This is a genomic window from Carnobacterium sp. ISL-102 (assembly GCF_018612935.1).
Classification (GTDB): domain Bacteria; phylum Bacillota; class Bacilli; order Lactobacillales; family Carnobacteriaceae; genus Carnobacterium_B; species Carnobacterium_B alterfunditum.
Map to the genome: position 1 here is coordinate 1 of NZ_JAGGRF010000012.1, position 26,416 is coordinate 26,416.

The 26,416-nt window shown below is 37.0% G+C and carries 26 protein-coding genes and 1 other RNA gene; 8 read left to right on the forward strand and 19 right to left on the reverse strand.

Annotated features, from left to right (window positions below; all coding sequences use genetic code 11):
- Positions 1 to 82: 82 nt before the first annotated feature.
- Positions 83 to 511 (reverse strand): methylglyoxal synthase, encoded by a 429-nt coding sequence (gene mgsA / locus J7E16_RS06850; protein ID WP_214890256.1) that lies wholly within the window; start codon positions 509 to 511, stop codon positions 83 to 85.
- Between the two features lie 323 nt (positions 512 to 834).
- Here mgsA and J7E16_RS06855 point away from each other — a divergent pair, with 323 nt between their 5' ends.
- The 4 genes from J7E16_RS06855 (at position 835) to J7E16_RS06870 (ending at position 7,154) form a co-directional block, all read left to right on the forward strand.
- Positions 835 to 3,477 (forward strand): cation-translocating P-type ATPase, encoded by a 2,643-nt coding sequence (locus J7E16_RS06855; RefSeq protein WP_214890258.1) that lies wholly within the window; start codon positions 835 to 837, stop codon positions 3,475 to 3,477.
- 205 nt (positions 3,478 to 3,682) lie between these two features.
- On the forward strand, positions 3,683 to 4,504 hold the full coding sequence (gene proB / locus J7E16_RS06860; protein WP_214890322.1) for a glutamate 5-kinase: 822 nt from the start codon (positions 3,683 to 3,685) through the stop codon (positions 4,502 to 4,504).
- A gap of 18 nt (positions 4,505 to 4,522) precedes the next feature.
- Entirely contained in the window at positions 4,523 to 5,767 is a 1,245-nt protein-coding gene (locus J7E16_RS06865) for a glutamate-5-semialdehyde dehydrogenase (protein ID WP_214890261.1), read from the forward strand.
- A gap of 262 nt (positions 5,768 to 6,029) precedes the next feature.
- Entirely contained in the window at positions 6,030 to 7,154 is a 1,125-nt protein-coding gene (locus tag J7E16_RS06870; RefSeq protein WP_034547315.1) for an NAD(P)/FAD-dependent oxidoreductase, read from the forward strand.
- 60 nt (positions 7,155 to 7,214) lie between these two features.
- Here J7E16_RS06870 and J7E16_RS06875 read toward each other — a convergent pair whose 3' ends face one another.
- On the reverse strand, positions 7,215 to 8,051 hold the full coding sequence (locus J7E16_RS06875; protein WP_214890264.1) for a hypothetical protein: 837 nt from the start codon (positions 8,049 to 8,051) through the stop codon (positions 7,215 to 7,217).
- Positions 8,052 to 8,274: 223 nt separating this feature from the next.
- On the opposite strand from J7E16_RS06875, the gene mscL reads away from it, so the two are divergent.
- Positions 8,275 to 8,682 (forward strand): large conductance mechanosensitive channel protein MscL, encoded by a 408-nt coding sequence (gene mscL, locus J7E16_RS06880; protein ID WP_214890265.1) that lies wholly within the window; start codon positions 8,275 to 8,277, stop codon positions 8,680 to 8,682.
- Between the two features lie 113 nt (positions 8,683 to 8,795).
- Here mscL and rsmI read toward each other — a convergent pair whose 3' ends face one another.
- From rsmI to ffs, 14 genes are all read right to left on the reverse strand, one after another.
- Positions 8,796 to 9,674, reverse strand: a complete 879-nt coding sequence (gene rsmI / locus J7E16_RS06885) for a 16S rRNA (cytidine(1402)-2'-O)-methyltransferase (RefSeq protein WP_214890266.1) — start codon at positions 9,672 to 9,674, stop codon at positions 8,796 to 8,798.
- Positions 9,652 to 10,008: a GIY-YIG nuclease family protein gene (locus J7E16_RS06890; RefSeq protein ID WP_034547307.1), complete on the reverse strand. Its 357-nt coding sequence runs from the start codon at positions 10,006 to 10,008 to the stop codon at positions 9,652 to 9,654. Before J7E16_RS06890 ends, rsmI begins: the two co-directional genes overlap by 23 nt.
- A complete protein-coding gene (locus J7E16_RS06895) occupies positions 9,995 to 10,717 on the reverse strand; it encodes a tRNA1(Val) (adenine(37)-N6)-methyltransferase (protein ID WP_251006111.1) in 723 nt (240 codons plus the stop codon). The genes J7E16_RS06890 and J7E16_RS06895 overlap by 14 nt, the downstream gene beginning before the upstream one ends.
- A 113-nt stretch (positions 10,718 to 10,830) precedes the next feature.
- Positions 10,831 to 11,826, reverse strand: a complete 996-nt coding sequence (locus J7E16_RS06900; protein ID WP_214890268.1) for an NAD(P)H-quinone oxidoreductase — start codon at positions 11,824 to 11,826, stop codon at positions 10,831 to 10,833.
- 173 nt (positions 11,827 to 11,999) lie between these two features.
- A complete protein-coding gene (locus tag J7E16_RS06905; protein WP_214890269.1) occupies positions 12,000 to 12,344 on the reverse strand; it encodes an initiation-control protein YabA in 345 nt (114 codons plus the stop codon).
- Between the two features lie 53 nt (positions 12,345 to 12,397).
- Positions 12,398 to 13,387 (reverse strand): DNA polymerase III subunit delta', encoded by a 990-nt coding sequence (gene holB / locus J7E16_RS06910; RefSeq protein WP_353049872.1) that lies wholly within the window; start codon positions 13,385 to 13,387, stop codon positions 12,398 to 12,400.
- Between the two features lie 9 nt (positions 13,388 to 13,396).
- Positions 13,397 to 13,726: a cyclic di-AMP receptor DarA gene (gene darA / locus J7E16_RS06915; RefSeq protein ID WP_034547302.1), complete on the reverse strand. Its 330-nt coding sequence runs from the start codon at positions 13,724 to 13,726 to the stop codon at positions 13,397 to 13,399.
- 22 nt (positions 13,727 to 13,748) lie between these two features.
- The gene (gene tmk, locus J7E16_RS06920) at positions 13,749 to 14,384 is read right to left on the reverse strand and encodes a dTMP kinase (protein ID WP_214890270.1); all 636 of its coding nucleotides are present in this window, start codon (positions 14,382 to 14,384) and stop codon (positions 13,749 to 13,751) included.
- Between the two features lie 103 nt (positions 14,385 to 14,487).
- On the reverse strand, positions 14,488 to 15,915 hold the full coding sequence (locus J7E16_RS06925) for an aminotransferase class I/II-fold pyridoxal phosphate-dependent enzyme (RefSeq protein WP_214890273.1): 1,428 nt from the start codon (positions 15,913 to 15,915) through the stop codon (positions 14,488 to 14,490).
- A 23-nt stretch (positions 15,916 to 15,938) separates the two neighbouring features.
- On the reverse strand, positions 15,939 to 16,178 hold the full coding sequence (locus J7E16_RS06930; protein WP_214890276.1) for a YaaL family protein: 240 nt from the start codon (positions 16,176 to 16,178) through the stop codon (positions 15,939 to 15,941).
- A gap of 27 nt (positions 16,179 to 16,205) precedes the next feature.
- A complete protein-coding gene (recR, locus tag J7E16_RS06935) occupies positions 16,206 to 16,802 on the reverse strand; it encodes a recombination mediator RecR (protein ID WP_034549040.1) in 597 nt (198 codons plus the stop codon).
- Positions 16,803 to 16,903: 101 nt separating this feature from the next.
- Positions 16,904 to 17,215 (reverse strand): YbaB/EbfC family nucleoid-associated protein, encoded by a 312-nt coding sequence (locus J7E16_RS06940; RefSeq protein WP_214890279.1) that lies wholly within the window; start codon positions 17,213 to 17,215, stop codon positions 16,904 to 16,906.
- Positions 17,216 to 17,245: 30 nt separating this feature from the next.
- The gene (gene dnaX, locus J7E16_RS06945) at positions 17,246 to 19,066 is read right to left on the reverse strand and encodes a DNA polymerase III subunit gamma/tau (RefSeq protein WP_214890282.1); all 1,821 of its coding nucleotides are present in this window, start codon (positions 19,064 to 19,066) and stop codon (positions 17,246 to 17,248) included.
- Positions 19,067 to 19,241: 175 nt separating this feature from the next.
- Positions 19,242 to 19,328, reverse strand: an RNA gene (gene ffs / locus J7E16_RS06950) — signal recognition particle sRNA small type.
- Between the two features lie 213 nt (positions 19,329 to 19,541).
- Here ffs and J7E16_RS06955 point away from each other — a divergent pair.
- On the forward strand, positions 19,542 to 20,291 hold the full coding sequence (locus tag J7E16_RS06955) for an ATP-binding cassette domain-containing protein (protein ID WP_214890285.1): 750 nt from the start codon (positions 19,542 to 19,544) through the stop codon (positions 20,289 to 20,291).
- Positions 20,284 to 21,033, forward strand: a complete 750-nt coding sequence (locus J7E16_RS06960) for an ABC transporter permease (protein ID WP_214890289.1) — start codon at positions 20,284 to 20,286, stop codon at positions 21,031 to 21,033. Before J7E16_RS06955 ends, J7E16_RS06960 begins: the two co-directional genes overlap by 8 nt.
- 69 nt (positions 21,034 to 21,102) lie before the next feature.
- Here the strand turns inward: J7E16_RS06960 and J7E16_RS06965 are convergent, their stop codons facing one another.
- Complete coding sequence (locus J7E16_RS06965; RefSeq protein WP_214890293.1) at positions 21,103 to 22,077, reverse strand: ABC transporter substrate-binding protein; 975 nt, start codon at positions 22,075 to 22,077, stop codon at positions 21,103 to 21,105.
- Entirely contained in the window at positions 22,074 to 22,832 is a 759-nt protein-coding gene (locus J7E16_RS06970; RefSeq protein WP_214890296.1) for a polysaccharide deacetylase family protein, read from the reverse strand. The genes J7E16_RS06965 and J7E16_RS06970 overlap by 4 nt, the downstream gene beginning before the upstream one ends.
- 383 nt (positions 22,833 to 23,215) lie before the next feature.
- Here J7E16_RS06970 and alr point away from each other — a divergent pair, with 383 nt between their 5' ends.
- Entirely contained in the window at positions 23,216 to 24,361 is a 1,146-nt protein-coding gene (gene alr / locus J7E16_RS06975) for an alanine racemase (RefSeq protein WP_214890299.1), read from the forward strand.
- Positions 24,362 to 24,446: 85 nt separating this feature from the next.
- Here alr and J7E16_RS06980 read toward each other — a convergent pair whose 3' ends face one another.
- On the reverse strand, positions 24,447 to 26,405 hold the full coding sequence (locus J7E16_RS06980; RefSeq protein ID WP_214890303.1) for an ABC transporter ATP-binding protein/permease: 1,959 nt from the start codon (positions 26,403 to 26,405) through the stop codon (positions 24,447 to 24,449).
- Between the last annotated feature and the right edge of the window lie 11 nt (positions 26,406 to 26,416).

Consider the following 26,416-nt stretch of genomic DNA (forward strand, 5'->3'; position numbering starts at 1 on the left):
TAAATTAAAATGCGGCTTGTAATAAAAAATATGTAATAAAAAAGGAACATCGGACAATTTAAATTGTCCGATGTTCCTTTTTTCATTCGAATGCTTCTAGTTCTTTTAATTGAGAGTCGCGTTGTGTTTTACGCCATTCAATAAATCCACTTCCTAGACCTCTCAGTAAAACTTCACTCGTTCCAAGGTTAGTTGCTAAAGGTATTTCATAAACATCACATAATCTTAGCAGTGCCGAAATATCAGGTTCATGTGGTTGGGGTGTTAAAGGATCTCTCAAAAATATAACTAAATCTATTTTATTATCAGATACATAAGCTCCGATTTGTTGATCTCCTCCAAGCGGACCTGATTTAAAGCGATGAACATTTAAACCAGTTGCATCAATTATTCGTTGTCCTGTTGTTCCTGTAGCAAATATTTGATGTTCTTTAATGATTTCTTTATATGCTGTAGTCAATCTTACCATTTCATCTTTCTTCTTATCATGTGCAATAAAAGCAATATTCATATACATTGCATCCCCTTTCAAAAGCTGTTTAGTTAATAATAACATGTACTAGAAAAAAAGATACGTCTAGCTTACTGTGAACTCTACCTATTTTTAGAATCCCTCTCCCCTAAAAAAAATTTTACGTTACTCTAAATGTAGTTAAATCTTTAAGGAAACCGAGTGTTACAATGGATTTTTTTTATTTTACTTAATGCTCATTTATCCTTATATACTAAGCCTATTTGCTTGAAAACATTGCTACTTTTTGCTATAATTAATCATCACAAACAAGTGGTCGCTTGCTTTTTAAAATCGAATTTGATTCCATTAGGAGGAAAGTTATGAATTTTAAAACAAAAAAAACGGATTTTATCATAGACGAGTTTAACAGTCATCCAAAAAAAGGCTTGACCTCTAAAGAAGTTGAGCAGTATAAAGAACAATTTGGGCTTAACCAATTCGAAGAAGCAGAGTCTGTTTCTTTATTTTCAAAAGTTATTGACCAGTTGCAAGACGTTACTGTTATCATATTGATTTTTGCCGGAGTAATTTCAACCTACATTGCCATCACGGAACACCCCGATGATTTTTCAGAACCTATTGTGATTTTTTCTATCATTTTAATTAACGTCATCATCGCTATTCGTCAAGAAGGTAAAGCAGAAAAAGCTCTAGCTTCGCTGCAGAGTTTATCTGCCCCAAAAGCACGAGTGATACGCAATGGACAAGAAGAAGTTATCGACGCAATTGAGCTAGTGCCGGGAGATATTTTATTATTAGAATCCGGCAATAAAATTCCAGCAGATGCTCGCTTGCTTTCAAGCAGCAATCTGCAAGTAGAAGAATCGGCTTTGACCGGAGAAAGTATCCCTGTTGAAAAGAACGAAAATGCTGAAGTAGAAGAAAACAGTCCTATCGGAGATATATTCAACACTGTTTTTTCTGGAACCTTGGTTACTAAAGGTCGGGCAAAAGCTATTGTCGTTGCTACGGGGATGGATACCGAAATGGGTTCTGTTGCTGACTTATTAAACCGCACTAAAGAAGGAAAAACACCCTTACAATCTAGAATGGATCGCTTAGGAAAGCAAATAAGTATTTTAGCTCTAATCGCTGGAATCATTATTTTCACTTTAAGCTTCATGCAAGGTGAAGCTTTAATCACAAGTCTAATGACAGCTGTATCTCTCGCGGTTGCTGCAGTTCCTGAAACCTTGCCCGTTATTGTCACCATCACACTAGCTTACGGCGTCCAAAACATGGTCGAACGTAATGCCATTATACGAACGATCCCTTCTGTTGAAACACTTGGTAGTGCTTCTGTTATTGCTTCCGATAAGACCGGCACATTAACTCAAAATCAAATGACGATCCAAAAAATCTGGGCTTTTCCGCATGAGCCGATCGAAATCAACAATACGTTTAATGAGGATGAAAATTGGGTCCTTAAAATGATGAGCCTCGCTTCAAATGCTGCTATTGAGGACCGCGATGGCGAGGAGGTCAATAGCGGAGATCCGACTGAAACAGCGATCATCCGTTTATTGCAGAAAAAAGGGTTTCCAAAAAACGAATTAGACAATGCTTACCCTCGTATCCACGAGATCCCTTTTGATTCCAGTCGAAAGATGATGACGACTGTTCATGAACTAGATGAAGGCTACATTTCAATTACTAAAGGTGCTTTTGACCATTTACCGGTTGATTTTTCTGCTGCTGCGGATGAAGTGGGTCAAAAAGCTAAATCGACTCACGATTCATTTGCTCACGATGCTCTTCGCGTTATCGCTGTTGGATATAAAAAATACGCTCAACTTCCTGAAAATCTGTCTACTGAAGAATTAGAAAGCGGCATTACATTCGCTGGGATCGTTGGCATGATCGATCCTCCAAGAGAAGAAAGCCTCCAAGCTGTTAAAGAAGCCAAATCAGCTGGTATCAAAACGATTATGATTACTGGCGACCATGCTGCTACTGCTTCTGCTATTGCTGAAAAAATTGGGATTCTTGAGAAAGGCGATAAAACGATCACGGGTGTTGAAATGAGCGAAATTTCAGATGAGAAATTAACCGAAACCATCCGTGATTACTCTGTTTACGCACGTGTTTCTCCGGAAGATAAGATCCGAATCGTTAAAGCTTGGCAATCCCATGGTGAAGTCGTAGCTATGACCGGTGATGGTGTAAATGATGCACCAGCTTTAAAAGCAGCTGATGTTGGTACGGCTATGGGGATCGCGGGTACTGAAGTAGCTAAAAATGCTGCTGATATGGTTCTAACAGATGATAAATTTGATACGATCGTTCACGCTGTAGAAGAAGGCAGACGAGTTTATGAAAATATTAAAAAAACCGTTTATTTCTTATTATCTTGTAACATTTCAGAAATTTTCATCATGTTGATTGCTGTCATTTTAGGATGGGGATTGCCCCTTATAGCCATCCAATTGCTATTTATAAATGTTGTAGCAGATGGGATCCCTGGATTTGCATTAAGCAGGGAAAAAGCTGATCCGACCATTATGAAAAATCGTCCAACTGCTAAAGGTGAAAGTATTTTTGCAAATGGCGGCTATCTTAATATTACTATCGCCTCTTTGGCATTTATTATTACAACATTGATAGGATTTTATATTGGAGCATTTGTTGGCGTTGATTCTGCTATCCCTACAAGTCACGAAGTTGGTCAAACAATGGCTTTTATAATTCTTGGTTGGTCTTCTGTGCTGCATATTTTCAATGCACGAAGTAAAGAGTCGATTTTCAAGGTTGGGATCACGTCCAATCTTAATCTATTCTGGTTGGCACTGCTCTCCATTGTCTTGCTTACCTTGGTAGCCACTGTACCATTCTTAGCTGATATTTTTAACTTGGTTGATCTAAGTACTGTTCATTGGTTAATAGCTATTGGATTGGCATTTTCTATCCTTATAGTAGTTGAGCTTCAAAAGCTCATTATGCGTAAAATGAATAAAACCTTTTAAACAATTAATTAAGCAACTATATAGCTAAAAGGGTCCGGCACAAATGTCCAGGGCTTTTTTAGCTATACGAGTCTATTACAGATCAGAAAAAATTAGTTTTTCACCTCAGAAACTGTTAAACTGAAAGGAACCGAATGCCTGATTATTTCAATGGACTTGTCCATTGGATAAAATTACATTTTTAGAATTATCAAGAATAGAATGGATGAAAAAAATGACAACAACTTCTCGACAATTATTATCCTCTTGTAAACGGATCATTGTAAAAATTGGAACCAGTACAATCATGTACGCCAATGGCAGCATCAATTTACAACGTTTAGAAAAATTAACTTTTGTTTTATCTGATTTAAAGAACCAAGGAAAAGAAGTTATTTTAGTTTCTTCTGGAGCTGTAGGGGTCGGCATTTCTCGCCTGCAACTAACTGAACGACCAAAAACCATTCCTGAACAGCAAGCTGTAGCTTCAGTAGGGCAAACTGAATTAATGAATCTTTACAGTAAATTCTTTTTTGGCTATGGCCAGATCGTCGGTCAAGTCTTGATGACCCGTGATATAGTTGAATTCCCTGCTAGTCGACTAAATGCGATCAACACCTTTGAACAGTTACTTGTAAAAGGCATCATTCCTATCGTAAATGAAAATGATACTGTTGCCGTTGACGAACTCGATCATCTGACTAAATTCGGCGATAATGATCGCTTATCCGCTATCGTTGCAGAAATTACCGATGCTGATTTATTGATCATGCTATCAGATATCGATGGTTTTTATAATAAAAATCCAAATGATGAACCGGATGCCGTTCTTTTTAGCGAAATCCATACTATCACAGATGATTTATATGCTCTTGCTGGCGGAAAAGGATCAAGTTATGGAACTGGCGGCATGTCTACCAAACTGGTCGCTGCTGATCATATTTTAAAAAAATCCAGCCAAATGGTATTGGCTAATGGTGAAGATCCTACAATTATTTTTGATATTATTGCAGGCAAAGAAATTGGAACATTATTTTCTGCTAACTAAATTAGAAAGGGTGTCTTTATGGAAACCTTGATTCAATTAGGTGAACAAGCAAAGAAAGCAGCTCGCTCACTTGCAAAAGCTACAACATCTGAAAAAAATGAAGCCTTAAAATCAATGAGCCAAGCCTTGATCGATCATACAGAGACTATTCTCACCGCAAATAAATTAGATTTGACTGCCGCTAAAGAAAACGGGATATCAGAAAACATGATCGATCGTTTGATTTTAACGGAAGAGCGCATACAAGCCATGGCCAATGGGATCCTTGAAATAGCTGATTTACCAGATCCAATAGGAAAAGTTGATGGCATGTGGAAAAATGAAGCTGGTCTAACGATTGGCAAACAACGCGTTCCATTAGGCGTTATCGGGATCATTTATGAATCTCGCCCAAATGTGACTACTGATGCTGGATCTTTGTGCTTTAAAGCTGGCAATGCGGTTATTTTGCGTGGCGGTAAAGAAGCTATCCACTCAAACAAAGTATTAGTCCACGTCTTACAAGATGCGCTTAAAACAACCATGCTTCCTTCTACAGCGATTCAACTAGTTGAAGATATTACACGTGAAAGTTCAAAAGAGATGATGCGGTTAAATCGCTACTTGGATGTTTTGATTCCTCGCGGCGGTGCAAAGCTGATCCAAACAGTTATGGACACAGCTACAGTACCTGTGATTGAAACAGGTACTGGAAACTGCCATGTGTATATTGATAAAGATGCCCAATTGACAATGGCGTCCAATATCATTGTTAATGCTAAATGTTCTAGACCTTCCGTATGTAATGCTGCTGAAACGTTACTGATCCATGAAGATGTAGCAGAGACTTTCTTGCCTGCTATCGAAAAAGCATTGGCACCTTGGAATGTCGAGTTAAGAGCAGATGAAAAAGCCCTCTCTTACTTGCAAAAAGCAGTTCCAGCTAAGCAAGAAGATTGGGAAACAGAATTTCTAGATTTTATTTTAGCTGTTAAAGTAGTCTCTTCTTTAGATGAAGCAATTGAACATATTGATCGCTATAGTACGGGTCATTCTGAGGCGATCGTGACCGATGATTACGCTGCTGGTCTTAAATTTCATCGCGAGGTAGATTCTGCTGCTGTTTACATTAATGCTTCAACTCGTTTTACAGACGGTTTTGAATTTGGATTTGGTGCAGAAATCGGGATAAGCACTCAAAAATTACATGCCCGCGGCCCAATGGGTCTAAGTGAATTAACTTCATCAAAATACATTATTTTTGGAGAAGGTCAAATCCGTTAAAAAATCTTTTTATGTATAGTATAAACGCAATCAAAAATAGTGTGAATAAAACCTATTCTTACAGTAAATTCCAATCTCACTTTTCTATGCAAAAGTGAGATTGGAATTTTATTTATAGCTTTCATTTATTAAAACCTGTATTTGCTCCATACTAATTTAGGTTGCCTATTTTTTGTACAACGCAATCTGCTTCATGTAACATTCGTACTACATTTCATACTATTACATACATCTAGGATACAAATAAAAAGGATGAAGATAAATGACACAAATAAAACGAATTGCCGTGATTGGCGGAGGTATTGTAGGAGCTACTGCTGCATTTTACCTTAGCCAAAAAAATTATGAAGTTGCTATCTATGATGATGGTGTGGGACAAGCCACTTCTGCTGCGGCTGGAATTATTTGCCCTTGGTTATCTCAACGCCGCAATAAAGAATGGTATCAATTGGCCTCTAAGGGAGCGGCCTTTTACCCTCAATTGATGCGTGATTTAAATGAACCTCTTAATGATTCAGATATTTACCAGCAAGTAGGAACACTTGTCTTCAAAAAAAAACCGAGCTTACTAAAAAAATTAGAACAACTAGCTCTTAAACGTTTAGAAACTGCTCCAGAAATTGGAGAGATCTCACTTCTATCACCCAAAGAAATCAAAGCTAAATTCCCATTATACGGCTCAGAAGAATCGGCTTTATTTGCTTCTGGAGGCGCACGTGTCGATGGCTCTCTATTGACCAAAAAGCTGATCGATCAGGCTAAATCCAACGGAGCACATTATTATCCTGAGAAGATCACATTATCTCAAACCAATTCAACTGAGTATCTTATCAGCTCTGCCACTCAAGAAAGAACATATGATACAGTCGTTTTAGCAGTGGGCGCATGGTTACCTGAATTACTTGATCCACTCGATTTAGCTGTCGATATCCGCCCTCAAAAAGGACAGCTAGTCCAACTTCATTTACACGAAGATATGTCTCAATGGCCGGTTATTATGCCAGATGGTGAAAAAGATATTATTCCTTTTGCGAATGGAAAAATTGTCGTGGGAGCCACACATGAAAATGATGGCGGCTATGATTTAACAGCTACCAAAGAAAAATTAGACCTCATGTTAGAAGAAGCGATAGAACTTGCTCCCGGGTTAAAAAATGCGACCATCACTGGGATACGCGTTGGAACAAGAGCCTATACTTCTGACTTCGCTCCTTTTTTTGGAGCTGTTCCCGGTTACCCTAACCTTTTTACAGCCAGTGGTCTAGGTTCATCCGGATTGACTTCTGGACCTTTGATTGGTCACATGTTAAGCCAAATCATCTCAGGTGAATCTACTGACTTGCCACTCTCTAATTATCCTGTTGAACATTACATTAAAAAACGATAACAATTAAAAAGCAGGAACTGGACTATTGCCCAGTTCCTGCTTTTTAGCTTGCTTTAAATTTTAGAAATCTGTTCCGTTGAATACAGAATATTCACCAGTTAACGGATCCATTTTCTTCAACTCTTTTGTTGTTAAATCGTATTTGAACATACCTACCATATTAGAGATTCCCACTCCATCTACTTCGTGTGAATGGCGGATCTCAACAGTATAAGTCTGCTCATCTGTTTTAGTTGCATAAAATTGATTATCTTCTGCCGAAATACCAGAAATTGCAACTACTTGGTTCAATACTTCCGTCATTTCTTCTTCGGGTGTTGCTTTTGTTGTTTCTTTAAGTGTTTCTTCTACTGCAGCTTCTTTATCGCTTATCCACGTACTGATTTCATCATCTGGAACCGTTTTGATATCTTTACCTGTTGCTTCTGTGAATTCAGAACTTGCTAGATCTGACGTACGTTCTGTTTTATAAGTTGACTTTTCTATCACTGCGGTAGCTTCATCAGCTTTTGCTTCTTCAGCTTGAGCAAGAGTAATTTTTTCTTCCAAGCTTACAGCTTTTGTTTTGATTTCATTGTACTCTGATAAATCATTTTGAAGCAATAGTCCAATTGTACCGGCAGCTTCATCATATTTTCCAGCATCGTACTGAGCTAATCCATCTGTATAAACTTTATTGTACTTTTCTTGCAGCGAAACTTCTTCTGTTACTGATTCTTCTGCTTGCGAAGCGGTTGATTCAGAGGCAATTGACTCAGATACAGTTGATTCAGATACAACTGATTCAGACTGCGTTGCTTCAGTTGATGCACCTTCTTGTTCATCGTTTGTTCCACAAGCACTTAATACAACCATGCCTAAAGAGATGATCACTAGATAACTAAACTTTTTCTTCATTTCTTTTCCCCCTTATAAAACTTATTCGCTCCTTCATTATACCTTATTTTGTTCTTACTCCTCATTAATTTTCATAATTTCATCTTTTTTACCTTGATCCAATACTTAAAAAATTGCTCCGGATAATTTATGCATAAAGATAGACACTAAAAACACGCTTCTGGTATAGTTAAGTTTGGTCTAGATGATACTAATTAGAACTATTTGTAAGGAGGAGAAAAAAATGAAAAAATTTATGGATGAATTTAAAGAATTTGCCTTTCGTGGGAATGTTCTTGATTTAGCGGTGGGACTCGTTATTGGTTCTGCATTTACTGCCATTGTTACTGCACTTGTAAGTTATATTATTATGCCCCTTGTCGGTATCCTTTCTGGCGGAAAAGACATCAAAGGTTTATCTGTAGAAGTTGGTGGCGCTACTTTAGAATATGGTGCTTTCTTACAATCCGTTGTAGACTTCACGTTGATTGCACTTGTTGTCTTTATCTTTATTAAAATCATCAACAATGCTGCAAGTAAATTAAAAAAACCAGTAGACGTTATTGAAGAAATTGAAGTTCCAATTGCTGAACAATACCTTAAAGAGATTCGCGATTTATTAGCAGAAGATAAAGCAAACCGTAATAATTGATCATTGGATCCAATGCTTTAGCTTGCGTAATAGCACTACTAAAAAAGCATCTACCCTCTCTTTGGAAATCCTTTTCCGCGAAGAGGGTAGATGCTTTTAGTTGTTTTTTTATGTTAAAATTCATGAAAAGCTGCATAAACTTCTTGCTTCTTTAATCCTCTTAGTTTTGCTACTTCTTTAATGGCATCTTTACTAGTAAATTCCATTTCAGTGATCATCAAATCAACGTGTTCCTTTAACGACAAACTTTCCCAACTTGTATCTTTTTCTGCTAAAAGCGATCCGGCACTATTTCCTTCAACAATCAAACAAAATTCGCCTCTAATTTCATTCGTCATTGACCAGTCAATCGTTTCTTCAATCGTACCTCTTATAAATTCTTCGTACCTTTTCGTCAATTCGCGGCAACAAACGATGCGGCGATCCATTCCAAAAACGGTTGACATATTCTTCAATACTTCTTTTAAACGGTGCGGCGATTCATATAATATAATCGTTTCAGGTCGATGATTCAATTCTTCTAAAGCAACGAGTTGATCTTTTTTCTTACGTGGTAAAAAGCCGAAAAAATAAAAAGGTTGTGGGCTTATTCCAGACGCAATCAGTGCTGTTAGTCCGGCGTTCGCTCCCGGCAACGGAATAACTAGTATTCCAGCTTGGATACAAGCTACAACCAGCTCATGTCCAGGATCACTTATAGAGGGCATTCCTGCGTCACTCACTTGTGCAATTGTTATACCTGTTTCTAATTTTTCAATCAGTTGAATAATTCTTTCTTGTGTATTGTGTTCATGAAAACTGATTTGAGGTGTTTTTATTTCATAATGATTCAGTAATTTTTGAGTTGTACGTGTATCCTCAGAAGCAATCAAATCGACTTCTTTTAATAGTCTTACTCCTCTAAATGTCATATCCTCTAGATTTCCAATAGGCGTGGGAATAAGATATAAACTTCCACCCTGAGTGTGTTCAAAACTTTTTTGACTCTGCATTTTTTCCATCTTCCTTTGCTTCTATTTTTTGCATGTTTAACAAACAAGACTTCGTCGCTTGAATGGGAAACACTACTCCTTGATTTATTAAATAGTCTATTTTATTTTTCCTTGTTTGTTTCTTAAAAGCATATTCTGCTTTTGTAGCTTCACTTCTAGTTCCATAGCCCTCAGCATAAATCATTTTTACCGGTCTTCTCGTTTGTGGTTTTGTGTACTTAGCTCCAACACCTTGATTGTGTTCTAGCTCTCTTCTCGTAAGATTCGTCGTATATCCGCCGTAAAAGCTTTCATCCTGACAATACAAGACGTAAAAATAACTAACGGACTCCATACAGCATCTCACTCACTTCTGGTAAATAGTTATTATCCTCGCTGTACACAAAAAGTGGCGGTAAAACGCGGAATCCCGCATTTTTCCCATCTTTTATGCCTTCTATTAATAACGTATTAGCTTCTTTTCCTTCTTTAGGATAAACTAAACGCATTTTTTTAGGAGCAATCTGATACTTCTTCATTGTTTCCAAAATTTCGATCAGTCGATCTGGACGATGAACAAAATAAGCTTTTCCGTTCATTTTTAATAAGCTACTTGAGACCTTCATAACCTCATCTAGATTTGTATGCAATTCATGTCTGGCAATAGCCAAATGGGAATTAGGATTTTTGATGCTTTTTTCTCCTACGGCAAAGTACGGTGGGTTGCATGTTAACGTATCAACCGTATCTTTTTTGATCCACTTACTTGCATCACTTAAGTTTCCATGCACCATTGAAAGTTGGCCTTCTAAAGCATTGATTTGAATAGTTCTATTGGCCATATCAACTAATCTTTCTTGTAATTCAATTCCAATAATAGAGCTGCTTGTTTTCTGACTAAGCAACAAGCCGACAACTCCATTCCCTGCACATAAATCAACAATCTTTGTCCGATCGTGTTTAGCTGGTTGAGCAAAATCTGCTAATAATACTGCATCTAATGAAAACGAGAAAACGGATGGACTTTGGATAATGGATAAGTTATGACTGAGCAATTGATCCATACGTTCATCATCTTGTAACCATTGATTCACTGTTGACACTTCCTTCAATTATAATCATTTTTACTATACCATATGGAGATCTCCTTGAATATAAAATGGGTAAAATCCAATTGTTACTCGCTTTGATCCTCGATCTTCAAGATTATTTTCCCACAATTTTTATTGTCTTCCATATAGCGATGAGCTTTAGCTACGTCACGTAGTGAGAAAACACTATCTACAATAGGTTTGATCAGCTCTTTTTCAAAATAGGGCATGACCTTTTCAATAAATTCATTTGTTAATTGAGCCTTATAGTCATCACTTCTAGGCGTTAAAAGAGTCCCTTTTAACGTGATTCGTTTTTGCAGTAACTTGCCTAAGTTGATCTTTTCAACTACTGTTCCGCCTAACACGCCAATGAGGATCCAACGTCCATCTACTTTTAGACTAGTTAAATTTTTTTCCCAGTATGAAGCTCCGATGAAATCTAAGATCAAATCAACACCTTTTTGTGCTGTATAATCTAAAACGATTTGATCAAACGCTTCTTCTTTATAATTGATCAATTTATCTGCTCCTAGTGCTTTACATAATTCCAACTTTTCATTTGAGCCCGCCGTTACGATGACCTGTGCTTTAGTCATTTTTTTTGCTAATTGGATAGCCGCTGTTCCTACACCACTGGCTCCTGCATGAATCAAAACTGTTTCATCTGACTTTAACTCTCCCAACCAGTAAAGTGTTTGGTAGGCTGTCAGAAAAACTTCTGGAATTGCCGCTGCTGCTTCAAAACTCATGTTGTCCGGTATAAGTATGGCTCGATTCGACGGCATAGCTACATACTCTGCATATCCGCCGTGATTTACTAGCCCTGCAACGCGTGTCCCAGGAGCCAACCGGTTATCGGAACTGCTGCTATTTTCAACCACAACTCCCGCAACCTCGACTCCTAATATTGGATAAGGTTCAGCCAATTGTTTATTTTCACGTGTCATGATATCAGTTCGATTTATAGCACTTGCTTTAACGTGTACCAATAGATCTCCTTCTTTGATCTTAGGCATCGTGTGTTCTCGGATTTCCAACTGTTCAGAATTACCTGGTTTTTTGATTGATACAGCTCTCATTATTTTTATCGACTCCCTTTTATGGCTTATCTTCTACGATAACTATTCGATTTATACTTTTTCAAACAGACTGTTTAGTTTAAAAGACTATTTTCCAGCTAATATAATTATAAATAATAAAAAACTTGTAGCCATTTTCATTACGGTTACAAGTTTTTTTATTAAATTCATGTTTATCTTCTTTCGCCATAAATAACATCTAAACAAAAGGCACATGGCTCATCATTCACTCTTCTTGAACCATAGAACACATTGCACACATGAAATCCATCTTCATATAATTTTTCGAGATTTAAACGCGATTTACTCATTTCAGGTTCTACAACTTCTTCATCTGATCGTTGCTGCTTTTCAAGATCACTCAAACGGTCTCTCAAATGTTGATTTTCAATGCTAAGAGTAGCATTTTCTTCGACTAATGTTTCAACCTCTTTTTTAATTTTAGAAATTTGATGGAGAGTTGTATCAGTATCCAGTTCTATTTGAGTAAAACTATCATATAAAGTTTTTTTATCCATCTATTTTTCACCCACTCTTTGCTATGATCCTCGTTTTAGTCATTTTTTGACTTTTATTTCATTAATTGTAAAACAAGCTGTTCAAAAACACCTTGAGCATTGACATTACTCTCTAGTTTTTTACGACTAAGTAGAACAGTTTCGATAGCTTGTATTGTTACTATTCCTGTATGTTCTGTTTTAATGTGATCAAGTTCTTTTTGATAACGTGCATAAGCCAATACATCAACTGTGTGATAATGGATCATTAAGACATCTCGGTAGGCTAATAAAATTAAATCCAATAACCTTCTATGAGCATCACGATCTTTAAAATGAGGCATGATAGTCGTTTGTACATAAACGAAACTTTGACGATCTTTATTCGTGATCAGTGTAAACCATTTCCAAGCAATTGTTTTTGCCTCTTGAAACCATTCATTTTCATTCATTTCAAGTGCTTCTTCTACACTATTAGTCAATTGTACCAATAAAGAAGCCTGATTAATAGATAGTCCTTTAGTTTCAAGCTCTAACATTAATTTTTTTTTGGTTAACGCCTGAAAATGAACCAGCTGACACCTGGATAAAATCGTTGGAAGGATCCGTTGTTTAGCTGTAGTCAATAAAAATGCTACTGCGCTTCCTTCAGGTTCTTCTAAAAACTTCAACAAACTGTTTGCAGCACCGGTCGTCATCTTTTCAACATCTTCAATTATAAAGATTTTTTGCTGACTTTCTACACCACTTTTTGAAAATTCTGCTTTTAAGTTACGAACTTGCTCCACTTTTATAGATAAGCCATCTGGAATGATCTCAATTACATCCGGATGTTGATGTTCAAACACTCGGCGACAATTTTGGCACTTTTCGCAAGGAATCTTTTCTGTTCCTTCTTGGCAAAGCAAACTAGCTGCTAACCATAAACTCAGTTCTTTTTTACCCGTTCCTGAAACGCCTTCAAAAAGATAAGCATGAGCTAACTGTTTTTGCTGCACTGTTTTTTTAAATTGTTTGAACAATATAGGCTGTAGCCAATTTAATTTTTCTTCGATAGTTATCACGACCCGATTTTAAAATTGTTGAAACTGATCAACAGGTAATACAAATACAGTAGCTCCACCAACTTGAACTTCTACTGGGTAAGGCATAGATGTTTCCATTGAAATGTCTAAGCTGACCGGAGGAGTCATAAATTGTTCTCTTGATTGACAATTTCTACGAATAAGATCTAATACTTCATCAATACGTTCTTCTTCGATTCCGATAATAAATGTAGTATTTCCAGCTTTTAAAAAGCCCCCTGTTGTTGAAAGCTTTGTTGCTCGTATACCTGCATCTACAAATTCATTCGATAGACGTCCGCCGTCTTTATCTTGAACTATAGCTAATATTAATTTCATTGAAAATCAACTCCTCATATTTTTATCCCGTTACTTTTTTTATGATGGTCTGATAACACTCTTCAACAACTTTTTCTAATTCTTGGCTTGCATCGATTTGAACGACCCTCTCAGATTGTTCTTTTGCAATGTCTAGATAGGCGGATCGAACTTTTTCATGAAACTCTAGTGTCTCCTGATCCAAACGGTCAAATTGACGATTTTCTTTATTCTGATTGATTCGTTCCAAACCTAAATGTGCCTCGATATCTAAATAGAGTGTTAAGTCAGGAGAAAGATTTTCTGTTGCGAATTGATTGATTTTAGCTACTTCAGAAACACCAATACCACGAGCTACACCTTGATAAGCCAGTGAACTATCCACAAAGCGATCACATATAACTACTTTTCCTGCTTCTAGGGCTGGAATGATTTTTTCTATCAAATGCTGCCTTCTCCCGGCTGCATACAATAATGCTTCTGTACGTATATCCATTTCAGTATTTTCTGGATTTAAAATAAGTTCACGAATTTCTTCGGCGATCCGACTGCCTCCAGGTTCTCTTGTCGCAACAATTTCTTGTTGAACTGTTTTGACTAGCATTGGAATAAGTTCTTTTATAACGCTAGTTTTACCTGCACCATCTGGACCTTCAATTGTAATAAATATTCCTTTCACTATTCTAAGCTCCTAACTTCTTAATCTAGCTTTATAGCTACTCTCATTATACTGTATCTATGTCTGACAGTCTAATAGCTTTTATTTATTGCTCACGATAGCATCAATCATTTTCAGAAAAAACAGCAAGATTTATTTCGTTTCCAAGTCCAACAACTCTCATTGACTGACTTAAGTAATACTCCAATTGCTTGATCTGTTCAATCGTTAGTCTTTCTCCTTTTAACACAAATGGGATCCCTGGTGGGTAGGGTGTTATATTCTGTGCTGCAATTCTTCCTTCTGCTTCTTCCAAGCGAATTCGTTCAATCGTGCGCTTTTTTTGACTGTCATAGTCTAAATCTAGTTCTGTATAAGGGTCAATCGACACCGTCTTTTTTTTATTTTTGATCCACTCTTTTTCTTCCTGCTGCAGTAATTGTATAGAAAATGGTTTGCCAACGTCTGTTCCTTGTTTTAGAAGAGGAAACGTCAGCAGCACTGTAGCATGATCTATCTTTTCGCCAAAAATACCTTGCTTTTCTAATTGAGCAGCTAACACTTCACCACTATGATCTGCCCAAGATACTCTCGCTTTTAAAGGATCGCTGCTTTGCAAGAATTCTATACCAGCATGTTCAAATTGTTTTTTCCATAGGTCCCGGTATTCCAAAGTAGTTTTCAAGTCTTTTTCATTAAAAAAAGCTAATAAATAACGAGCGTACTCTAACGAGAGCATCAATGGATAAGATGGACTGCTAGATTGGAAGATGTGCAAATAATGTTCAACCTTATTTTCCAAAGAAAGTGACGCTTGCTTTCCGATATGCAGATACGCTGTTTGTGTAAAAGAAGGCAGCATCTTATGTGCAGACTGCACGACCACATCTGCTCCTAAATCTAACGCTGAAGCAGGAAAAGGATCTCCTAATGTAAAGTGCGGTCCATGTGCTTCATCTACTAACACTAGACACTCGCTTTTTCTAGCATGGTCTATCAATTCTTTGAGTGGATAAACCATTCCATCATACGTAGGATACGTTACGATCAACGCCTTAACAGATGGATAATTCCCAAAAGCTTCTTTTAACCTTTCCAACGTAATTCCCAAAGGTGCTTCATCTAATTCAGTCAGTTCAGGTGTTAAAAAAATCGGTCGCAGTTCCGCTAACTCTAATGCATGGATAACGGATTGATGGCAACTTCGATCAACAAATACTTGATCGCCTTTATTCGTTGCACCCATGACCATCGCTAAATTACCCACCGTTGAGCCATTTATTAAATAGTAACTCTTTTTACTGCCATATAATCCACTCAACAAGTCTTGACTTTCTTTTATAGCGCCAACTGGTTCATGTAAATAATCCAGTCCTGAAACTTCTGTTTGGTCAAAAGGAAGCATAGAGTGAAAAGAGTCTAATGATTCATCCCAGTTTATGCCATTTTTATGTCCTGGAACATGAAAAGAGACCTTTTCCTTCTTTTCATGTTGCTTTAATGCATCAAATAGAGGGCGACGATGCTGTTCTGTACTATTTTTTTCATTCATCCTCGCTCCTCCTCGCTTTTTGATCACTTAAATGATCCTAAAGTTGACGTGTCACCTTTAATGTGCCGTTTTTTAGCTTCTTTAAACAAATAAAAATACTTTGCTTCTGCTAATTTTGTTTGAGCAAATAACAGACTGTCTTTTTCAATGACCGAATATTCGATTCTTTTTGCGTATTCCCATTTTTCTTTTGTCTCTGTCATTAATTTTAGCAAGGCTGCATCATACTCTCTTCGTAATGCATATTTTTTCTTGAACAGCATTTTTCCAGCCTCCTTCTTGATTTTTGGCTAAAGTTCTCTGCGCCCTTCAACTGCTTTTAGCAATGTGATCTCATCCGCATACTCAATATCGCTTCCAACTGAAAGTCCATGAGCCAAGCGTGTTACCTTAATTCCTGCTGGCTTGATCAGTCTCGATAAATACATCGCTGTTGCTTCGCCCTCAGCATTGGCATTTGTTGCAATGATCACTTCATTGATTTCATCTGACTGCAATCGTTTGATCAAACTCGGTATATTGATATCTTCTGGGCCCGTTCCCTCTATTGGAGAAAGAACACCCTGTAATACATGATACAACCCATGATATTCACGCATTTTTTCTAAAGCCATGACATCTTTTGGATCTTCTACAACTAAAACAATGCTTCTATCACGTGATTTATCTTGGCATATTTGACAAGGATCATCTTCTGTAATCTGGCCGCAAATGGAACAATAATGCAGGTCTCTTTTTGCACTGATCAACGATTTAGCAAAGTCCGTTACGTCCTCTTCGCGCATGTCGATCGTAAAAAAAGCTAAGCGAGCTGCTGTTTTCGCCCCAATTCCGGGTAATTTCATGTAGCTGTCCATTAATTTTGATATCGGTTCTGGATATTGCATAGCCATTTCCCTTCTCATCCTTTTTATGCAGGAATTATAAGATTCAAAAAACGGGACCCGCAAGGAATCCCATTTTTAATCATTATCTGCTTATTTGTGGTTTACATACCTGGAATGCCTTTAGCGTATTTCCCCATAACGGCTTGTGTTTCAACTTCTACTTTTTCTAAAGCATTATTTGTTGCCATAATGATTAAATCTTGCAACATTTCAATATCATCCGGATCGACTGCTTCTGGTTTGATAGCGATATCTTTCATTTTCTTTTCTCCAGTCAACGTTACAGTGACCAAATCTCCATTAGTTGTTCCAAAAAATTCTTTAACATTTAGATCCTCTTGAGATTTCGCCATTTCTTTTTGCATTTGTTGCATCTGTTTCATCATGCCTTGCATATTTCCCATTCCACGCATCGTTTACTCTTCCTTTCAATTGGTTGATTTTTAATCATTTTTTACTTCGACGTTTTTTTCTCCAAACAACTCCATAGCTTCTATCACAATGGTTTCATCTTCATCTGGTTCAGGTAACGCCGTTTCTAAACTAGCTAAATTTTCTTGTTCAAAATCAGAGACAACTTGGGTCTCACCCTTAACAACAGCTGGAGAAGTGCTTTTTTCTACTGAAGGTTTCTTCAACAACTCTTTATTAAGTTTCAAAAATTGTTCTCGAATAATTGGCCATTGTTCTGCTGGAACACAGATCATTTTTGGTGAATACCCCACTAAACGTTGTAGATTTTCGCTGATGGCTTCAAGCAATTCATTATCATTTGTAGCTTTTTGACACAAAATATCATATTCAAATGAGACGATCAATCCATTAGGACTTGCCGCAACTGGTGTTGAAGCTTTCATGATCGCTCGCTGAGTTACTGACAGCATACTCAATAAATCAGGCCAAATATCGATCAACTGAGCTAAATTTTCTTTTGTTGCTTCACTTAATAACTTGTGGATCATCGTCGTATTTATTTTAAATTGGGTATTTCCTGGTTTAGAGACCACTTTAGGTGTTTTCTTAGGTGGCTGAGGCGTTCCGCCATTCTTAGCAAGTTTTTGCAGCTGCTTTTTCATTTCTAGGAGCTCTTTCTCCATATCCGTGAGCTTTTGCTGCTCAACTTGGGTATTTCCGTTCACTCTCGACTCTTCAACTGCTGTACTGCCTACCAACGCAGCAACAGCTAATTGAGTCAATTTTACCGTTGCAACTTCTAAATACACTTCCGCATGATTTGTAAATCGCATCTCTTGTTGAGTATCATTTAGGATCCCGATGACTTCATACAATTGTTGGGCTGTAATCGTTTGACTGAGTGTTTTAAATCCCTCGTCAACATTAGCGCCTTCCAGTAAATCAGTCATCTGGGGAGCTTGCTGATAAACCAACAAATCTCGACTGAACAGAATCAAATCTTCTACAAAACGGCTGGCATCTTTTCCTTCTGACAAGATACTTTGCAAAAGGGATAAACCTTTTTCAGTATTGGATTGAATAATAGCATCAAAATAGTCTAAAACTAATTCTTGTGTCAAACTACCAGTAACACTCATTGCATTTTCAACAGTTACTGAATCATCTCCATATGAGATTGCTTGATCTAATATACTTAAGGCATCCCGCATACCACCCTCAGCAGCTCTGGCAATAACCGTTAAAGCCTCTTCCTGATAGGTTATTTTTTCTTGATTTAAAATATATGTCATCCGCTCACAACTATCACGAACGCTGATTCGTTTAAAATCAAACCGTTGTGTTCTAGAAATAATGGTCAAAGGGATTTTATGCGGCTCTGTTGTAGCTAAAATAAAAACGACATTTTTTGGGGGCTCTTCTAACGTCTTCAGTAAGGCATTGAAAGCTCCAGTTGTTAACATGTGGACTTCATCAATGATGTAAATTTTATATTCAGCACTAGTCGGTGCATACTTTGCTTTATCCCGAATATCCCGAATTTCTTCTACTCCATTATTACTGGCCGCATCAATTTCAATCACGTCATTTAATTGACCTTGAGTAATAGAACGACACGTTTCACACTCATTACATGGTTCCCCATCTTTTAAATTGGGACAATTAATGGCTTTAGCAAAAATTTTAGCTGCACTCGTTTTTCCTGTTCCACGAGGCCCAGTGAATAGGTATGCATGGCTTGTTTTCCCTTGCGCCAAGGCATTTATTAACGTTTGTGTGATGGCTTTTTGACCCGCGATATCTTGAAATCGTTGGGGACGCCATACTCGATAAAGTGCTTGATAACTCATGCATTTCTCCCTTTCTTGAACCGTTCATAATTACTCTCTATTATACGTTATTTGAGGCAGAATTTAAACAGCTAGTCAAAGACTCTTTACAGTTTCAGCTATATAATTATACTGAAGAATAAAATAAAAAAAGAAACCGCTGATTTTCCAATCAGCAGTTTCTTTTTTTTATTCTATGTACGAACGGCACATGACGGAACATCCTTAGTGCTGCTTCCTTCCGGATCTGACACGATTCGAAAGTCTATCATTGCCGTACGGCCTTTCGGCACTTTTTATTATAAAGGATTTACGAATAAAAAGCCAGTGTTTTTTGAAATCAAATAATAATTACTTTCAGAAGCCATTTTTCTGAATTTTTGAAGTCAGAATAAAATTTTTTACATCATTTTAACCTTTTATATTTTTAAAAGTTGTTTGTATGTCATGACTATAAATTTTATAATAGAATCGACTACCCAAAGGAGACAGCTGAATGATTAAAAACGCTATATTTGTGAACAAGTTAACTTGTTCGTTTAAAGATAAAATTGTATTGAATGGGATCTCTTTTGCTATTCCATCTAACTCTACATGTGTCATAATTGGACCCTCCGGCTGCGGAAAAACGACTATTCTTCATGCTTTAGCCGGATTTATTAAACCTGTCAGCGGAGAAATGAAAATAAATGATATTCCAGTAACCGATTTCCCAGCTCATACTGGAATCATTCTTCAAGAATACGCTTTGCTTCCATGGTTTACCGTTTTCGATAACGTAGCGATGGGGCTTAAAATAACCCATCATAGTCCTGACAGTATCAAAAAGAAGACAAACCACCTTTTAAAAAAATTAGGCATTTTAAATCTTGCCCAATTCTATCCCTCTCAGATTAGCGGCGGGCAAAAACAACGTGTAGCAATTGCACGAAGTTTGAATTTAGATCCTGAGATCCTTCTTTTAGATGAAGCTACTTCAGCATTGGATGCCATGACCAAAGAGCAATTGCAGGATCTGATTTTATCCATTCATCAAACAAAAAAGACAACTCTTTTACAAGTTACTCATTCTATCGAGGAAGCAGTATTTCTAGGAGAGCAAATCATTGTTATGAATCAAAGCGGAATACATGAGATCATACATAATCCTTTAGTTGGAATTGAAAATAGTCGTAAAAAGCTGGCCTTTTACGACATGTGCTTAATGGTTCGAGAAAGTCTAGAAAGCGGGACACAGCATGAATAGAAACAAAAAATTCCCTTTAGATACTTTTATTGGTTTGATAGGCTTATTTTTAGTTTGGGAGTCTCTCTACTTTGTCGTGTCACATCCTGTTATTCCAGAACCGATCAACACGATTCGTTTATTTATAGAAGTGTTTCCGATACTGCTCCCCCATATCTTCAGTAGTTTATTCCGGATCTTATCGGCGATTCTTATTTCTTTTGTGATCAGTGTGCCTTTAGGTATTTGGATCGGAGCCAGCAAATGGGCAGATCGTTTATTGTCTCCTTTGCTATATTTCATTTACCCTATACCGAAAGTCGCATTTCTACCGGTTTTCATGCTGGTTTTTGGTTTAGGTGATGCATCAAAAATCAGCTTAGTCGTCTGGATCATCGTCTTTCAACTAATTCTATCCGTACGCGATGGCATAAATCAAATTGACCAGTCCTATTATCAGGTGATGCAGATGATGCATGCGAGTAAATGGCAGACCTTTATCTATCTACTCTATCCAGCTATTCTCCCACAAATTATTAGTGGGTTACGTGTTTGTATTGGGATTGCAGTAGCCTCGCTATTTTTTGCAGAAAATTATGCTACTCAATTTGGTCTTGGTTATTACATTATGAATGCTTGGTCTGTCATTGATTATTCCCAAATGTTTTGCGGCATACTGGCGCTTTGTTTAGTCGGATTTTTATTATTTAAACTGATCGATCTCCTTGAATGGTTTTTGACTCCATGGAATAAATCAATTTGATTTCAAACTAAAAAATACCACGATTTGACTGATTCTCTTAATTGAGACAGTCAAATCGTGGTATTTTTACTATTCTTTTAGCATAGAAAAATCGGTCAATTCTTCATACGCATAATCTTTACTGATCATTTCTTTCTCCTTGGTCCACTCTTCAATACTAGCATATTGTTCCTTAGTAACAGCTTTTGCTTTAGTGTAACCTTCTTCTTTATTGGATAAATAGTCTCCCATTTCTTTAGGGAAATTATACTCATTTAAACTAGTACTGTATTCAACTGGATCAGTTGTATTTATATAATCAACCGCTTTGTCATACGCACGATAAAAAGCAGCAATGTCAGTAGACCTTTCTGCTACACTCTCATCACTAAATAGAATCGTTCCGCCTTTGATTCCATAATCTGATGAACTTGCCAACACATGTGCTCCATTTATTTTAAGTGCTGTGGCTTGAGGTTCAGTGAAGATAACCGAATCAATTTGATTCTCCAATAATGCTTCATATCTTGCCGGGATAGAAGGGATAGAAACCACTTCATAACCAATTTCATTTTTGGCAGCTATTTCATCCATAATATATTCAAGTAGCAGCTTAGGTATTAATGAAACATTTTTACCATCTAATTGTTTGATTTCTATGATTCCTGAATCAGGTGAAGACAACAATTTAAATTCTTCATTGATATCAGATGTAATCGTCAAATCGATTCCACCTTCCCGGAATGAAAGAGCTGTCATCACATCTGCAATCATCCCATCCAGTTCACCGGATTGAGCAGCTGCATTGCGATCGTTTGGCGAACTAAAAGGAGTGATGTCCACAGCTACATTTTCATCTTCAAAATAACCATTCTCTTCAGCTAATATAATAGGAATAGCCGATTCTGCAGGTAATGTGCCAAATCTAAGTGGCTCATTTACAGTGTCTGAAGAACTAGCTTCATTACTTTGAACTGTTTTGGCATCCGTTGAACAAGCTGCCAATGCTATTGCTGCTGCTCCTACCAATATGATTGCTATTAAGAGTCTAACTAATTTTTTCATTTTTTCGTTCCTCTTTCCACAATTGTTTTAAATTTTTCTAATGTACAATCAAGCATCACCGTATCACGGTGTAGTTCTAGCAAAGGTGTGCTTTTTGTATTTATCCCTGGAACAGTAGTAAACGCATAATGTATACCGACTTCAGCTAAGCGTTTTGTATCCTCAGACGCAAAAATTCCAAACGGATAAGCAAATACATCTGGGTAGGTCACATATTCTCCACATCTTTCTAAATCTTCTTTCAACTCTTGAAAAGAAGTCGTTTGCATTTCAGTTGTTCCATTAGAGTATCGTTTGTGAAGATTAGTTGTGTGATTAGCGAATTCAAATACATCTTTCATCTCTTCAAGTTCTTGTTTACTCATAACTGCTGATACAGTTGGATCAAATATTTTTTTCTTTTGTGATAGCCAACCTAATACCACAAAACTTACTGCCTGAAACTGTAATTTCTTCAAAATCGGATAGGCATACTTGTGCACTGATTGAAATGCATCATCAAATGTTATTAAAACCGATTTTTCTGGACACGGTATTCCTTTCTCGTAAAAATTTTTCATTTCTTGAAGCGTCAATGTATGGTAGCCTTCACTTTTCAAAAAATTCATTTGTTCTTTAAAATCATCTATGTAACTGAAAAGTACTGTTGGTAAAGCATCTTGATAATTTTGTGCAACCGAAATAGTCGATGGATTCATAACATCCACATCGCCTCGTTCTCGAAATTCATGGTACATCAAAACATTAAAAGTCATAGTTATTTCCTCCTTGTGAAATTTTTCACTTTTACTGCTAAAAAATACAAAATTTCCTCTTTACTTAATTAATAATACCATTTATTTTCACTTAAAACAGCTAACTTCTATGGTAACACTTTTCCCCTTGCAGTAGGCTGCTTCCTAAAATAGCACAACCAACGACTAATAACTGCATTGTATTTTTTCTATTCTACCGCTACAGATTTTAAAAATTCGATTTATCTATCTTTGATCAAATCATTTTATGCCTTATTCAAGCCTATATGAATTTTAAAATCATTACCTACTTTGCTATAAAGCATTTGTTAATCATTCATTTTTTTGCTATTAAGTGGTATCATTGTTTAAAATATGCTAGCTAACTTTAGGAAGTGAATGATATGAAAAGAGAAAGTTTTAGAGAAACATGGGTAGAGATAGCTTTAGATAACTTAGAACACAATATAAAAAGCTTTAAAAAAATGATCCCACCAGAGACGGCTTTAATGGCAGTTGTAAAAGCTGATGCGTATGGCCATGGTTCAAAAGAGGTTGCCCAAACAGCCATTGATGCTGGTGCAACCTATCTGGCCGTTGCTTTTTTAGATGAAGCGCTTGTTTTACGAAAAGCTGGATTCTCCATTCCAATTCTAGTTTTTGGCTATAATAGTCTCGACACGGAAACGATTGAAGCAGCTATCGACAACGATATCACATTGACGATTTACTCTAAAGAAGCTGTAGCAAGCATTCAAAAACGAGCAGAAGAAAAAATGAAAGTCTGCCGGATTCATCTAAAAGTAGATAGCGGGATGAATCGCATTGGAGTACGAACGGCAGATGAAGCTTTGCAAATCATTGCATCCGTTACATCAGACTACTTGATATTGGAAGGCATTTTCACTCATTTTGCAGATGCAGATGCTATTCATTCTACATTTGTTTACGATCAATTTAACCACTTTATGGAAATTGTTTCTTCTATTCAAAAAGAAGGCTATGTGATTCCTCTCAAGCACTGCTGCAACACTGCTGCAACGATTGCTTTTCCTGAGATGCATTTAGATATGGTTCGAGTTGGTATCGGTATTTATGGCTTATACCCTGAAGAACACTTACGCGATAAAATAGAGTTGAAACCAGTTATGACCTTTAAAACAAAACCTTTTTTAATCAAAGAAGTTCCGGCTGGACAAAGTATCAGCTATGGACGAACTTATACAACTACAAAAGATTCAATTATTGCAACAATTCCAGTAGGCTACGCAGACGGCTTTTCACGTGCACTATCGAATAAGGGTCACGTAACATTAAACGGCCATAAAGCGCCTATTGTCGGACGCGTATGTATGGACCAGACAATGGTAGATCTTACTGAAATTGATTCTGTTGCTTTTAATCTTAGTGAAGAAATCGTTCTTTTCGGAGATCCATCAACTAACTGTATCTCTATTGGCGAAGTGGCGAAACAAATGGGTACGATCAATTATGAAGTGGCTTGCTTGATTGGAGCTAGAGTTCCCAGAGTCTATACCACTGACAAATAAGATAAACAAATAAACCTAACGTATAACTGCTTATAAACAGTTATACGTTAGGTTTTATTCTTTAGCAAAAATATAGTTCACTTTATTAATCTCTTCTTAATGATTCTACTGGATCTAGTTTTGCAGCTTTAGATGCTGGCATTAGACCAGCCACCATGCTAATGATGATACTCAAAACGATCCCAGCAATGGCATACGTTGGTGTTAAAATGATAATATCAACATCAAAATAATGCGTACTTGCTGCATTGGCGGCTAATGATAGCCCCCAAGCAATTCCTACGCCAAACAGACCGCTGAATAAACCGATCAAGAATGATTCGGATACAAAGATACGGCGGATATCTTTTTTACGTCCACCTATTGCTTTGATCACTCCAATTTCTTTTGTCCGTTCCACGACACTGATGTATAAGACAGTCAAGATCATAATGGCCGAAACAATTAGCGAGATCCCAGCAACTCCGGCTAGTACATAAGTAAATATATCTAACATTTGGCTAAACGTATCTGCCAATGCTTCTGTCGATGAACCTTTGTACTCCAATTTTTCAACTTCAGCTTTTATAGACTCAGTCGCATCTGCATCATCAGAAACCAAGTAAACGATATTAGGTGCTAGTTCTCCACCTGCTTCTTCTAAAGCATTTTCCAAATTCTCATAACTCAAGTATACGGTGTCCATTCCACCTTCAGAACCATAAATACCGCTGACCGTCATCGTTAAATCAAGCAGTTCTTCATTGATCAAGGTTTCTATTTGAATGTCTTTTCCTACTAGATCATCGCCTAAAGTATCGGCCAAGTTCTCCGTGATCACGACTTCACCTTCGTTAGGCAATTCACCTTCTAAAATATCCGCACTAGTGATCATTGAAGAAACAGTTGTTATACTCATGAATTGAGCCGTATTTTCTTCAAAAGAAGCTTTGCTTGATCCAACTGAGAAATTAGTAAAGCCTTCTTCAACAGACTCTACATGCTCGATCCCTGCTAATTCTTCAGTATTCTCAGTTTCAAACGAAGCTGCGCTAGATAAGCCTAACAACGGGTTTTGTTTTTGCAATTTGTTTATCTCTGTTTCGTTGCCTGTTGCTTCATCTGGCATGTGAACTTCGCTGACTAATGGATTCACTTGGCTATTCATAGTATCCGTTAAGTAAGCATTTACCCCACTACCTAGAGACAACATCAAAATAACACTCATGATCCCTACACTTCCACCTAAGGCTATCAAAATATTTCGTGATAACTTTTCTTTCATATTTAAAAGTGCTAACTTCATAGAACCTAGCAAACTTAAATTTTTATTGCGGTTGGGTTTCTCGGTTTTGTATTTATTTTCTTTAACGATCAATGCATTTCCAGCTTGATCATCGATTACTCGGCCGTCATCGATTGTCACAACTCGACTAGAATAGGCAGCTACTTTTTCAGAATGAGTGACCATAATGACTAGTTTGCCATTTTCAGCAATTTCTTTGATCATTTCTAAAACTTGGTTCGATGTTTCTGAATCCAAAGCTCCTGTGGGCTCATCTGCGATAATGATATCAGGATCATTTACTAGTGCACGTGCGATAGCAACGCGTTGCTTCTGACCACCTGAAATAGCGTCAGGTTTCTTATACACATGGTCTTTCAAGCCTACTACATCCAAAATTTCCTTTGCTCTTTTTTCACGGTCTGCTTTCGAAACATTCGATAACGTCATTGCTAATGTTACATTATCTAAAACAGACAAATGAGAAATAAGATTGAAACTTTGAAATACAAACCCTACTTTTTCCTTATGGTATTGAACTAAACTCTTTTCAGAATAATCTCTAATATTTTCACCATTGACAAGAATTTCACCTTGAAAATCTGAGTCTAATCCACCAATCAAGTTCATCAGTGTCGATTTTCCACTGCCCGATTCCCCAATAATAGAAATCAATTCTCCCTTTTCAAAAGACAAATTAACATCTTTCAAAGCTTGAAAGGTTTCTCCACCATTGACCTTATATGATTTATTTACTTGCTTTAATTCCATTACAGGCATCTTTATTCTCC